This is a genomic window from Alteromonas sp. 4NH20-0104 (genome assembly GCF_057547795.1).
This window is the reverse complement of record NZ_BAAJLP010000005.1, coordinates 116,028-129,140: the sequence shown is the minus strand read 5'-3', so window position 1 is coordinate 129,140 and position 13,113 is coordinate 116,028. Positions and strand designations below refer to the sequence as shown.

Annotated in this window: 9 protein-coding genes; 2 read left to right on the top strand and 7 right to left on the bottom strand. The window is 47.0% G+C overall.

Translation table 11 applies throughout. The features are described 5' to 3' along the window. Positions 1–26: 26 nt before the first annotated feature. A complete protein-coding gene (locus AC27IB_RS05335) occupies positions 27–1,175 on the top strand; it encodes a DUF4158 domain-containing protein (RefSeq protein WP_487119441.1) in 1,149 nt (382 codons plus the stop codon). 21 nt (positions 1,176–1,196) lie between these two features. Then, entirely contained in the window at positions 1,197–3,080 is a 1,884-nt protein-coding gene (locus AC27IB_RS05330) for a Tn3 family transposase (protein ID WP_487119439.1), read from the top strand. A 186-nt stretch (positions 3,081–3,266) separates the two neighbouring features. On the opposite strand, the gene AC27IB_RS05325 is transcribed toward AC27IB_RS05330, so the two are convergent. The 7 genes from AC27IB_RS05325 to AC27IB_RS05295 all read right to left on the bottom strand — a co-directional run bounded on the left by AC27IB_RS05325 (position 3,267) and on the right by AC27IB_RS05295 (position 13,062). Continuing rightward, the gene (locus tag AC27IB_RS05325; RefSeq protein WP_487119437.1) at positions 3,267–5,516 is read right to left on the bottom strand and encodes a xanthine dehydrogenase family protein molybdopterin-binding subunit; all 2,250 of its coding nucleotides are present in this window, start codon (positions 5,514–5,516) and stop codon (positions 3,267–3,269) included. A gap of 13 nt (positions 5,517–5,529) precedes the next feature. Then, positions 5,530–5,985 carry a (2Fe-2S)-binding protein gene (locus tag AC27IB_RS05320; RefSeq protein WP_487119435.1) on the bottom strand — a complete coding sequence of 152 codons (456 nt, stop codon included), beginning with the start codon at positions 5,983–5,985 and terminating at the stop codon, positions 5,530–5,532. A 207-nt stretch (positions 5,986–6,192) separates the two neighbouring features. Next, the gene (locus AC27IB_RS05315; protein ID WP_487119433.1) at positions 6,193–6,846 is read right to left on the bottom strand and encodes a hypothetical protein; all 654 of its coding nucleotides are present in this window, start codon (positions 6,844–6,846) and stop codon (positions 6,193–6,195) included. A 313-nt stretch (positions 6,847–7,159) separates the two neighbouring features. Continuing rightward, positions 7,160–7,756 (bottom strand): flavodoxin family protein, encoded by a 597-nt coding sequence (locus AC27IB_RS05310; RefSeq protein WP_487119532.1) that lies wholly within the window; start codon positions 7,754–7,756, stop codon positions 7,160–7,162. A 46-nt stretch (positions 7,757–7,802) separates the two neighbouring features. Beyond that, complete coding sequence (locus AC27IB_RS05305) at positions 7,803–8,708, bottom strand: LysR family transcriptional regulator (protein ID WP_487119431.1); 906 nt, start codon at positions 8,706–8,708, stop codon at positions 7,803–7,805. 11 nt (positions 8,709–8,719) lie between these two features. After that, entirely contained in the window at positions 8,720–9,889 is a 1,170-nt protein-coding gene (locus tag AC27IB_RS05300; protein WP_487119429.1) for an efflux RND transporter periplasmic adaptor subunit, read from the bottom strand. A 2-nt stretch (positions 9,890–9,891) separates the two neighbouring features. Beyond that, entirely contained in the window at positions 9,892–13,062 is a 3,171-nt protein-coding gene (locus AC27IB_RS05295) for an efflux RND transporter permease subunit (protein WP_487119427.1), read from the bottom strand. Positions 13,063–13,113: the final 51 nt, after the last annotated feature.

Here is a 13,113-nt window from a genome sequence, read left to right as displayed (position 1 = left end):
CATGAAAAAAATGGATTTTTTAATTTATGAGCAAGTCAAGGTTATTTACGCAAGATGAGCATGATCGCCCGCCAAAATTCTCTGGTGTTCAACGAAAACGTTACTTGTACATCGATAAAGCTTTTACAGATAGCATTGTCGCGTCAACACGGTCCATGTCAAATAAAGTATACATAGCGCTTGCCTACCGTTACTTTTGCTATACAAATCAGTTTTTTGATGACGCATTTCCCGCTGATCTGAAATTTATTGCAAACCAGTTAGGGGCACAACAGGTTCCAAAGTGGGAGGATTATAAATGGGATAGCAAGAAACGACATCGAAAAATCATTCTTGAGTTCATGGGCGTTAGGTCCTTTGACGCTCCCGAAGCACAAGCAATAGTTGAGCAAGAAAACCATAATTTCGCATTATCACAACGCTCTTTCAAATCTTGTTTTCATAATCTAGTGACAAAACTTCGTCAGAAGTTTATAGAAATCCCCAATTTTCGTACTGTTGAACAAACGATTCGAACAGCATACGAAAAGCATGAGCATACACTATTAACCAATTTGGAGCGTGAGCTTACAACGACTGCGAAAACAAAATTAGATAGCTTGTATGAACAAAAAACAGATGGGAATGCACAAAGGTACCGGCTTACTCTACTTAAGCGATTTAGCCAAAAGTTAAAGCCGACAGAAATTAGTAAGAATGTGGAGTCATTCAACATACTTCACGAGCTCTTCTCACAAATTGAGCCTGCGTATAACGCTCTGAATCTAAATGCTGAAGGCCTGAAGCACTACGCCAATAATGTGCAGCGGGCACAAATCCTCCAAATCGGTCAGTTAGCACCCAATAAACGGTATTTACAACTGGTCGCTTTCACGTCGCATCAGTATTTCACACTGCAAGATATTTTTGTTGAAACACTCATTCAAACTGTAACAAGCGCTATTAACACAGCAGATAAGAAGGCAAAAGAACATTATTACAGTGTCAGGCATGCTCAGACTAAGCATACTCACGATTTAGTATTGTCAGCAAAAGAGCTTCAACAGGCGTTGGGAAATATTGAATTAATCTTAACAGATGACTCCATCAATAACGCGGAAAAGGTTGAGCGTGCCCTGGCATCTTTGAAAAATACGTTATCTAAAAAGGGACAATTGGCAGATACTGTCGAGTAAGTAGAATCAGATCTGAATTCAATGAGTGGCGAGGCGCTCTTTTACCATTTTCTCGAAGAAGGCTCTCTGAAACTTCAGCAACGCTGCAACAAGTTGGTAGAAAGCTTGCAATTTGATGAGCAAAGTATAAACCGCCCGCTCTATCAAGCCATTGAGAAATTCAAGGAGAAATCAGGAAAAGTGGACGCGTCATTTCCTGTCGATTTTATGACTGATAAGGAGCGTAAATATATTGATACCAAAGAAAAATTTAAAGTATCCCTGTACAAGGTTGTTTTGTTTGATCACATTATGCAGGCCATTAAAGGGGATGTGTTATCGATTAAATACTCGTATAAATATCAATCTCTAGAAGATTACTTAATCAGTAAAGACGCTTTCGAGCGTGATATACAGAGTTACTTAGATCAAGCTGGGATACCTGAGGCTGAACACCCAACTAGACTTCTTGATAAGCTTGAGCTAACCATACATGCTCAGTACCAAGAGACAAATACACATCTTCTCAACAATGAAAATGAGTACCTGAAGACAGATGGTCTGGGCGGTTTTAAGTTATCCGCCTACAGAAGGCAGGCTGCAGATGTGATGGAATTGGAAGAAGCCAAAATCGACCTCTTTCCTGCAGAAGAACGTGTCAGTTTGTGTGAGGTTCTATCTACTGTTAACCGGGTGACCGGCTTTCTTAATGAGTTTGTTCATCGTTCAAACATTCATGTGAAACAACGTCCCGAAGATCGTGCATTAGTCGCAGGATTAATCGGCAAAGGATGTCATTTTAGTCAGCATCAATTCTCAAAAATATCAAAACAAATAAAAAGCTCAACGCTAGTAACTGCACAGAACAACTATCTCACATCGGAGAGCTGTAATCAGGCATGTAACGCTATCATGCAGTATGTTGAAAAAATGGCTCTAACTAGCATTTATTTGGTTGACAATGAAATTCATACGTCCAGCGACGGCATGAAATACACAGTCCCAAAAGATTCTCTAAACGCGCGAAACTCATTTAGGTATGGAGGGCGTGAGCCCGTCGTCTCAGCATATGCGTTTTCTGATAGTAGAAATCTTTTCCCTCACGTTGAAGTCATCAGTGGCAGTGAGCGCGAAGCGCATTACATGATCGATGGCGTTTTAAAAAACGAAGTTGTAAAATCAGATATGCATGTTACCGATACCCATGGATATACTGAAATGGTATTTGGAGCATCTCATCTTCTGAATATTTCTTTTGCACCTCGAATAAAAAATGTTCATCGCTTAAAGCTTTACGCATTTAAAGGGAAAAAGTCATATTCCAGCAAAAGCTACCCGGTCCTACCCGATGGGCGGATACGTAGACCGCTAATAGAAAAAGAGTGGAAACAAATATTAAGAGTGATCGTTTCGATAAAGCTTGGTCACACGACAGCCTCTCAGATTTTCAAACGATTAAATTCCTATACAGAGGATAGCAACCCTCTATATATAGCACTTAAAGAGTACGGTAGAATAATAAAATCTCTGCATATTCTTCGTTACATCGACAGCCTGGAGTTACGGCAAGCTATCCATAAGCAACTCAATAAAGGTGAAAGTGGTAACAAACTCGATCGCGCCCTCGCAATTGGTCATACTGGACTTTCATTGGCGACAAGAGAAGAACAAGAGGAAGTCGAAAACTGTAAACGTGTGATGAAGAACGCAATTGTCTGTTGGAATTATATGTATTTAACTCAGCGGCTACTTGATGCATCGTCTGTCTTGGAACGGCGCGCAATCTTAGAAAAAATCAGAACATCTTCCACCGTTTCTTGGGAACATATCGTTATTCACGGTGAGTTCGATTTTTCCGATAACAGTCTTCAAGATACTCATCATTTCTCGTACGAAAAAATGCATGACCCTAATGTTATTAAATAGCTATTTTTTCAAATAATATTAATTCTGTTATAGATTTGGATTTGGGCGTTTTGATGAATTAAACATATTGCATCCTACTGATGCAATTTTCTGTCTGCTCTTTGGCTAAATTAATCGGCTGGGTTATGTAACCCAGCCGATTAATTTAGCCATCACGGAAGCTTAGAAGCACAACGTTATTATCTTTCAACCTTTTAATTGTTTAATAAACGGCTGCTCATAAAAACGTTCTCCAGTGTACTGATACAGTGCGTTGGCCAGCGCGGCAAATACCGGCGGGAACGGCGGTTCACCGAGACCTGTTGGATCGATGGTGTTTTTCACGAAACTCACATCTACAGAGGCAGGAATTTCATTCATCCGAATCATCCGGTAGCGGTCAAAGTTATCCTTATCCGGCTTGCCATCGGTAAAGGTCATCTCGCCGTACATCGCATTACCTATACCATCAATCACCGCCCCCTGTACCATGTTAATGGCGGCAATGGGGTTCACCACAATGCCACAGTCCATGGCACTGAAAACCTTATCGGCTTTTGGTAATCCGCCTTTTTCTGTCACCGTAATCACCTGCGCGGCATAAGAATTATGACAATAGTAAGCAGCGACGCCTTTCTTCACATCGTCGCCCATAGTGTCCCAGCCAGACTTTGCCCGTACTTCCTCTAGCACGCCAGCGTAGCGGGATGCATCGTAATCGTAAGCCTCACCAACCGGCTCATTTAAGGCCTTATCAAACAGCGCCAGTCTAAAGTCGATAGGATCCTGGCCTGCCATTTCGGCCACTTCATCGAGAAAAGCCTGCTCTGATGCCCCCATAAAATTTGAACGCGGGGCGCGAAAGGCTCCCGTTGAAATATTCGACGCTACAGCAGCTCCTCTGGCAAGATAATTCGTTACCGCACCAGCAGGATAACGATTATGTGCAACACAATGCTCTGGTACTCCCACACCATCTACCTGATAAGCAGCAAGGTTATTGTTTTCATCTAAAGCCGCACGGAATCGTACCATGTAGGTGGGGCGATATACGTCCATGGTCATATCGTCCTGACGGGTGTACATCAGTTTAACCGGCCTTTTCACTTTTGCTGAAATTACAGCCGCTTCCACCAGATAATGGGAATATGCCCGTCGGCCAAATCCACCGCCCATGCGGGTCATCTCGATGTGTACTTTATCCTCTGGTACGCCAAGCCGCTTGGCAACTGTACCCGCGATGAATCCCGGCGCCTGCAGAGGCCCGGCAACGTGAACGCCTTCGTTAGTGACGTTAGCGAAGAAGTTCATTGGCTCCATGCAGTTATGCGCAAGATACGGTGCAAAATATGTGCGTTCAAGCTGCCGATCGACTGGGGTATTTTTGAAAACAGAGGTCACATCGCCGTCTTTACGCAGTACAGGTAAATCTGAATCCAGCAGCTTTTCCATTTGCTCGTGGTGCCAGCCGGTACTTTCCAGGCCAGCGGGCACAGCTACATCAGTGAGTGAGCCGAACCGGTCCATCTTGTGAGTGGATGCCTCAGCCGCTTTCCACTTTGCCTGCAGCGCTTTTTTCGCTTTCAGCACCGACCAGGTTTTGTCGCCCACAATGGCAATCAGGTGAGTAAATCCGATGGTATCGAAATAGTTACGGGTATAGTCGTCTTCCATGGAATCGAATACAAACGCATCGGCGATGCCCGGCATGGATTTGATGGCATCAAGATCGGCAGATTCCAGCGTAGTACCGTACGCAGGCGGATGCACAATCCCGGCAGTTAGCATACCGTCAGCCTTGTAATCGATACCAAACATGGGCTGACCGGTTACCACCTTGTTGCCGGTCAGATTCGTTTTAGATTGCCCGATAACGGTGAAATTTTCTGGGTTTTTCAGATTGATATTGTCGGGTAATGTCATTAGTGCTGCATCAGCTGCCAGTTCCGCAAAGCTGGCTGACTTACCCGAGCCGTGAGAAACCACACTGTTTTTAACCGTTATTTCAGACGTAGGCACTTGCCATTTTGCCGCAGCTGCCATAACCAACATGGTACGGGCACCAGCACCGGCAGTCCGAAGAGGCTTCCAGCCCTGACGCATAGACTGACTGCCGCCGGTAAACTGGCGATCAAATTCTTCTGGCATAAAGTCGGCTTGTTTAGCTGTGATGTGATGCCAGTCGGCATCCATTTCTTCGGCCAAAATCATTGGCATAGACGTCATCACGTTCTGACCAAATTCCGGGTTGGGCACCATCGCTGTTATGCTGCCATCGGTATCTACTAGCAGATAGGCATTCAGTTCGGTGGCGCTGTCGCTATGGTTTTTATCTTCATAATGAGCAGCCCTGCCCGGCCAGCTGAAACTGATCATCAAACCGCCCGATGCCGCAACGGAGGCTTTGAGAAACTGACGGCGGCCAGTGGAAGTAACGGTATTTTGCTGTGCTTTCATAGTCCCCCCCTTTTTAAGCTTTCACTGCCGTTTTAATGGCTTCTTTAATGCGCAAATATGTTCCACAACGACAAATGTTGCCTGTCATTGCCGCCTCGATATCTTCATCAGAGGGGTTAGGGTTGCGCTTTAGCAACGCTGCGGCATTCATGATTTGACCAGTCTGACAGTAGCCACACTGGGCGACGTCGAGTTCAACCCAGGCTATTTGCAATGGGTGGTCGCCTTTCTCAGAGAGTCCCTCAATCGTGGTGACAGCATTGCTGCCTACGGCAGAAACCGGCACCGAGCAAGAACGTACAGCGTTACCAGCCAAATGCACGGTGCAAGCACCGCACATTGCAATACCACAGCCGAATTTTGTGCCGGGCAAATCCAGATCGTCCCGCAACACCCAGAGTAATGGTGTGTCTGCGTCGGCTTCCACTTCCCGGGACTGGCCGTTTACATTAATTTGATACGTAGGCATTGCTTTCTCCTCTGAGGGATATTCTATTCGTTATTTATCTGTAGCATGATTTAGCGTTTAAACCTCTTGTGAACCTATCATGGTCTAAGCTTCAGAAACGCATCTAACAGTGTAGTGTAAAGTTCTACTTTATCGCGCTGCCATTAGCCAACAATGCATAAAATCAGTAAAGGCTTATGATAAATCCTCATCAATGTACGGAATGCGTTAGCTTGAGGGACAAGCAGCCCCACTTTGCAGCCAGGCTCGTGTCAAATCACCCAGTATTTGTTGGGACCCGGGCGCTGATTCGCGTCCCTCTCCTGGTGCCCAGGCCCAGCCTACTAAAGTATCTTTAGTCATATGATGGATGAGTGCTTCGCTATCCATGTTGCCGTTTCGGGTGGGGTCTTTGAGCTGACGGCAGATTTCACCTAGTGATTTTCCGACCCAGCCCATTTCAACGGGCGCAAGGTGCCATTTTGGATGCCCGGGAATACTTTTAATGCTTTCAGCTTGGGCGGTAATTGTTGTATTCGAGTCATGATGGCAAGTCTGACATTGCATTCCAGGTACACCATGATTGTCTTCACCGCGCGTTACGGGGGGTTCATGAAGTCGCATTGTCATCCCTTGATAAGGGCTATTAGAAGTAGGGTGGCAGTTCATACATCGTGGATGCTGTATGACCTTACTCATTTCGCCGAACAGCGCCAACGAGCGTTGCTCTTTGTCTCGGATATACGAGAAATCATTTGCAGACCTAAGTTCCTCAGCCATAGCCGACGTGCCCCAGAATGAACTTGCGATTACGCTAATGAATGCAGTTACGACTCGCATGCGCGCCTTTTTTCCAGTTAGTAATTGCGCTTTTTTCTCCATCTTTGACTCCTTTGCTTCATTCGATAACGTAATACTGGTGATTGAACAATTTCTACGCATCTTCAGCACGAGGGATTAAAAAGATTGATGGGTATTACTCATAAGGCGGTTTACTTTTTCTTATAAATAATTCAGTGGAATTCCACGTAAAAAAATGAACGCATTATTGAATTAATTTCATAACGCTCTCTGATTTTAAGCATTTAACTATTGCTTCAAAGGATGTCAGATTTGTTAGTGCGGCTATCAACAACAGGGCATGTGAGCGATACCGCAACCCCAGATGTTGCCCTCCCTTTTAGGGCAACATTTTTTAAACTTCATCTAAATTTGCGGCTTTATCAACGGCGCAATATTCGGTTTCAAGCCACGACTTAACTTCACCACGCACTTCCACTTCTCGTTTTCCTTTGATAGCCAGAAGCACACCGTTCCGTTCAATACCGCCTTTTACTGAAAATTCCGGCTTAACGGTACACTCAACACAAAGCTTACGAAATGTATCAATACTGCTTCCCAGGCCATAACCGGCATTGGTATTAAAAGGAAACACGGTTTTATTGCGCAGTTCAGTGGCACTAAGAAGCGCTTTCACGGGCGGAGGTAGTGCCATACCCCAGGTCGGAAAACCAATGAAAATTTCTGAGTAGCGTTCGGGATCATGTTTTAACGACACCAGATCGGGCAAGAAACCATTTTCGTTTTCTTCCCTGACTTGCTGCACAGTTTGCTGGTAGTTTTCCGGGTAAGGTTCAACCAGGGAAAGCGATTCTGTATCTCCCCCTGTAAATTGTTTAATCATTTCCCCCACTGCAGCCGTGTTGCCGGTTCTGCTGAGAAATAGTATGAGTGGCGCTTTTTTTTGCTTCTGACAGCTCACTGTATTAATTTCAGAGGCAGCGGCTGTCATTGCGCTAATGGCCGTTAAACCGGCCAGCACTATTTTCTTCACGTGTTTATTCCTGTTCTCCAGGCAATGGTTGGCGCATCGCTTCTACGAATAGTGAAAAGGCTGGTGAATACTGACTTCGGTTAGGAAAATAAAGATAGTAACCCGGAAACACGTCGCACCAGGGCTCTAATACCCGCTCAAGTTTTCCTTCCTGAATATCCTCCAGCACCATATCTTCCGGCAGATAGGCCAAACCAAGGCCGTCCAGTACTGCCTCGCGAATGAAACTGGACTTATTAGAAGTGAACTGCCCCTCTACCCGCACATTCACATCGTGTCCGTCTTTTTCAAAATCCCACACTAAAAGGCGCCCATAGGTAGGCAAACGCAAGTTAATGCAGTTATGCTCAGACAGTTCACGGGGTTCCTGCGGTTTACCGAACTTTTCAAAATACGCCGGCGTAGCAACCACAGCCATACGCATGGTAGGGGAAATACTCACGGCAATCATGTCTTTTTCGACACTTTCACCTAGGCGAACACCGGCATCGTATTTGGCTGCAACGATATCGGTTAATGAGTATTCGATTGTCATTTCAATATTGATATCAGGATATTCGCGCATAAACGCGACGATTTTCGGCCACACAAATGCCCGGGCAGCATGCTCGGCAGTAGAAATGCGAATGGTACCCGCCGGAGAATCTTTCAATGCATTTAGCGAATCCAGCTCACTTTCAATTTCGGTGAGTCTGGGCGCGACTGAATCGTAAAGTTTGCGACCAATTTCAGTGAGCGACACACTACGGGTAGTGCGAGTGAGCAAACGCAAACCCAGCCGCTCTTCCAGACCTTTAATGGTATGACTTAATGCAGACTGCGACACCGATAGGCGCGCAGCTGCACGAGTAAAGCTTTCTTCCTCTGCCACCGCGATAAAAGCGATGAGATCGTTCAGTTTTGTTTTCATTTTACTTATGCTTATGACTGACCGTTATTGTTACTCACTACCCTGACTTCATCGCCCGTTTTAATGCCATCTGGGGGATTAGAGATGACATCAGCGTTGTTGGTTATACCCCGGGTAATTTCAATATTCCGCCCTAAATCACGGTTCACCGTTACCGGCATCACTTTCACCCTGGCCGTTTCCGCTGTGTCGTCGATGACCGCTACCGACAAACCTTCTGCGTTAAAAATAAGCGCACTGGCTGGTACAGTGATCATAGGTTCAGCACTGGCTAGCGGTAGGCTGACACTGGCATAACTACCTGGTAAGAGTTTTCCTTCGGCATTATCCACAAGAAGCTGCACCATCATTGTACCCGTTTGCGGGTCGACGGCGGAATTAGAGCGAACAATTTTGCCTTCGTACTGCGCGCTAGGGTCTTCAGGTACGGAAATTGTACCAGTCACACCGGATGACATCTGGCGGGCAAATTTCTGTGGCACATCAACATTTAAGCGCAGTGTTTCTGTTGCTGCCAGACGGAACAACGGAATACTGTCGTCGGAGCCCGCGTTAATCAGATCCCCCGTGTCTTTGTTTCGGGCAACTACTACGCCGTCAAATGGTGCAGGAACACTGGCCAGATTTTTCTGTACTTGCAGTCTGCGCAAGTTCGCCTCCGCAGATTCCAGAGCTGCTGCGGCAGAGCGATAGCTATTTTCTCGCTGTTCCAGTTCCTGCGCGGTTACCGCATTGGTTTCAACCAGCTTGCGCCAACGCTTGACGGTAGATTCGGCTAACTCCACATCCGCTTTCGAACGGGTTACGTCGGCCCGCGCCTGCATCATCTGCTCGTCCAGTTCCGGCGTATCCAGTTCAGCCAGAATATCACCGGCTTTCACCAATGCGCCAATATCGTGATCCCAGGACTTAATGTAGCCATCAACACGGGCATAAATCGAGGCCTGCCTGAACGGCTGCAAACGTCCAGCCAAATCTAATTGTTCCGTGTTAACCCCATAGGTCGGTTTCACCACAGATACGGTTGGAATAAGCCTTTCTTGTGTCCATGTGGCAACTTCTTCACTATCAGCCTGGCGGGATAAAACCCCAGTAATAACGACGGCAACGGCAGCAACGCCTAAACACGCCAGTGCCAGTTTGCCCCGGCGAGAGCCTGGTTGAATGTGTGGTTCAGACATAATTATTCCTCTACCGGTTTGTCTAAGATAATTTTACTGTCATTACGATGAAGTACGCTGAAGATCACCGGAACAAAAAACAGTGTTGCCACAGTGGCAAACAGCAAGCCGCCAATAACCGCACGGCCAAGTGGCGCGTTTTGCTCTCCACCTTCACCAAATCCTAATGCCATAGGTAACATGCCGACAATCATCGCTAACGCCGTCATGAGTACCGGGCGAAGACGGGCAAACCCAGCTTCAAGTGCCGCCTGTACAGCATTGCCCGTCGCTTCAAGACGCTCTTTGGCAAAGCTAACAACCAGCACACTGTTGGCAGTTGCCACACCCATACACATAATGGCACCAGTTAACGCGGGCACACTGAATGTTGTTCCTGTGGTAAAGAGCATCCATACGATACCGGCGATGGCTGCCGGCAACGCCATGATAATAATGAACGGATCACGCCAGGACTGAAAATTAATCACAATGATGAAGTACACCAGGCAAATCGCCCCAATCAACCCTGTGAGCAAGCCCGTATAGGCACTCTGCATGGTACTCACCTGCCCTTTCATTTCCACTGTCGCGCCCCGTGGTTTTTCGGCTTCAAATTTATCGATGACAGTCTGAATGTCAGCCGCAACGGCCCCCAGATCCCGCCCCTGTGTGGTGGCAAAAATCTGGACCATGGGCTCGATGTTATATTCTGAATACACACCGTTTAACTGGGTGCGCGAAAACGAAGCCATACTGCCAAGCACAGATGGTTCGGCGTCTCCCCCTGACGCACTGACTGGCACATTATTCAGTTCAGTGAGCGAGTCGATACGATGCTGGGGCGTTTGCATTACGATAGGATAAGACACGCCATTAGCCGGGTTTAGCCAGAAGGTTGGTGCAACCTGAGCTGACCCTGCCAGATTCACCACCAAAGAGTTACTGATATCGCGCTGGGAAATACCGGCAAAAGCGGCCTGATTACGGTCGATATTAACCTTAATAGCAGGCGCCTGTCTGGACTGCTGAATACGCGCATCAGCCACGCCGGGGATCGCCCTGATCTCCCGAAGCATCGCGTTGGCAAAATCGAAACTGGCGTTTAGATCGCGCCCGCGAATTTGTATATCAATGGGGGAAGGCGCCCCGAAATTAAGAATTTGACTGACAATATCTGCGGGCAAAAACGAAAATGTCATGTCCGGGAACCGTTCCGGCAACACTTCACGTAATCGCTTGATGTAATCTGCCGTAGGCGCATGCTCTGCGGTGAGCGATATACTGATATCGCCATCGGAACTGCCTATCATACCGGTGTTGGAATAGATGGTGTTCATACTGGAAATGTAGGTGCCCACGTTATCCACCATGGCACTGATTTCCTGCTGCGGGATCACCTCGCGGATCACGTCCTGAATTTCTGCAAAACGGGCGGCGGTCTCTTCTACCCGCATTCCCACCGGCCCTCTTGCATGCAGAGCAATTTGGCCACTATCTACATCCGGGAAAAAGTTACGGCCGATGAAAGGGAGTAATGCAAACGAGGCAATCACCACTAACATAAAGGAAAAGATGAAAACCTTTCTGGCATGCAACGCACGGTCTAGAGTAGCCTGATAGCGTTCGCGCATACTGTGAAAGCGCTTTTCAAAGCCGCCTTGAAAACGATTGAAAAAGCCTCGCTTCGCCATCGATTCATCATGTAGTTGATGTCGCTTCAGCATGTATTTCGCCAGTGTGGGCACGAGTGTGCGCGACAACAGAAACGAAAACAGCATAGATAACATTACCGCTTCTGCCATAGGCACGAACAGATAACGTGGTACACCTTCGAGGAAGTACATTGGCACAAACACAATACAGATACACAGTAATGACACGAATGCCGGCACAGCTATCTGCCGGGCACCATCCAGAATCGCGTTTTCTACCGGTTTTCCCTGTTCGAGGTGATAATTGATACTTTCTATAGTTACCGTGGCTTCATCAACCAGAATGCCCACAGCAAGCGCTAGTCCGCCAAGAGTCATGATATTCAGGGTATGTCCGAGTAGGGACATCACCAGAATGGCTCCCAATATTGATAGCGGAATGGATAGCGTAACAATGACGGTTGAACGCCAACTGCCGAGAAACAGCAAGATCATCAAACTGGTGAGTAACGCTGCAATCACACCTTCGACAACAACACCGTGAACAGCGTTGAGCACGAACATAGACTGATCGCCAATTTGCTTCACTTCAAGGGACTCAGGCAACGCGTCGCGCACTTCTTCGATTCTAGCTTTAATCCCATCTATCACATCCAGCGTTGAGGTGTTCCCGCCTTTAAAGATGCTCATCAACACAGAACGACCGCCGTCCACATGCACAATGTTAGTCTGTACAGCGCTGCCGTCGTACACGTTAGCCACATCACGAATATAAACGATAGTTCCGCCTACAGTTTTTACCGGTAGGTCGCCAATTTCTTCCATAGTGGCAGGTGCGTTGTTAATTTGAATAGCGTATTCAAATTCTCCAATTTTCTGGGTGCCAGCCGGAATGATGACATTTTGATCTGCCAGTGCATTGGCTACATCCTGCCCCGACAAGCCCCGGGCCCGTAAGGCATCAGGATCCAGACCGATTTGAATTTGTCTTGATTTACCACCAAATGGCCAGGGAATGGATGCCCCCTGCACCGTGACCAGTTTCGAGCGGAGCTGGTTCATCGCCAGGTCCGCAAGCTGTTGCTCGGTAAGCCCTTTCCCCGATAACGCCAGCTGCAACACAGGTACAGTAGAAGCGTTATAATTCATGATGAGTGGTGGCTGGGTTCCTTGCGGCATTTGTCGTAGCAGCGTTTGTGCGACACCGGTTACCTGCGCGTTCGCCATATTGATATCGACCGAGTCGTGAAAGAAAATTTTCACAATACCGAACCCTGTGTATGACGTAGCTTCAATATGCTCTACATCGTTCACAATACTGTTCAGCGCTCGTTCAAAGGGTGTGGTGATCCGCCCAGCCATTTCATCTGGCGGCAGCCCACGCCACTGCCATGCAACGGCAATAACAGGAATATCTACGTTAGGGAAAATATCCGTTGGCGTGCGCATAGCAGACAACGGGCCGAGAATAAGAATGAGTAACGCCAGTACAACAAACGTGTAAGGCTTACTCAAAGCGATGCGGACAAGCGCGAGCATAGATTTATCTTATTTGTGAATAATAGAGTTTAATTTATCAGCAGTACCTAG

Bases quoted from the DNA above. Each gene is read 5' to 3' on its own strand.
- AC27IB_RS05335 (WP_487119441.1), top strand. From the start codon at position 27: ATGAGCAAGTCAAGGTTATTTACGCAAGATGAGCATGATCGCCCGCCA.
- AC27IB_RS05330 (WP_487119439.1), top strand. From the start codon at position 1,197: ATGAGTGGCGAGGCGCTCTTTTACCATTTTCTCGAAGAAGGCTCTCTG.
- AC27IB_RS05325 (WP_487119437.1), bottom strand. From the start codon at position 5,516: ATGAAAGCACAGCAAAATACCGTTACTTCCACTGGCCGCCGTCAGTTT.
- AC27IB_RS05320 (WP_487119435.1), bottom strand. From the start codon at position 5,985: ATGCCTACGTATCAAATTAATGTAAACGGCCAGTCCCGGGAAGTGGAA.
- AC27IB_RS05315 (WP_487119433.1), bottom strand. From the start codon at position 6,846: ATGGAGAAAAAAGCGCAATTACTAACTGGAAAAAAGGCGCGCATGCGA.
- AC27IB_RS05310 (WP_487119532.1), bottom strand. From the start codon at position 7,756: ATGACAGCCGCTGCCTCTGAAATTAATACAGTGAGCTGTCAGAAGCAA.
- AC27IB_RS05305 (WP_487119431.1), bottom strand. From the start codon at position 8,708: ATGAAAACAAAACTGAACGATCTCATCGCTTTTATCGCGGTGGCAGAG.
- AC27IB_RS05300 (WP_487119429.1), bottom strand. From the start codon at position 9,889: ATGTCTGAACCACACATTCAACCAGGCTCTCGCCGGGGCAAACTGGCA.
- AC27IB_RS05295 (WP_487119427.1), bottom strand. From the start codon at position 13,062: ATGCTCGCGCTTGTCCGCATCGCTTTGAGTAAGCCTTACACGTTTGTT.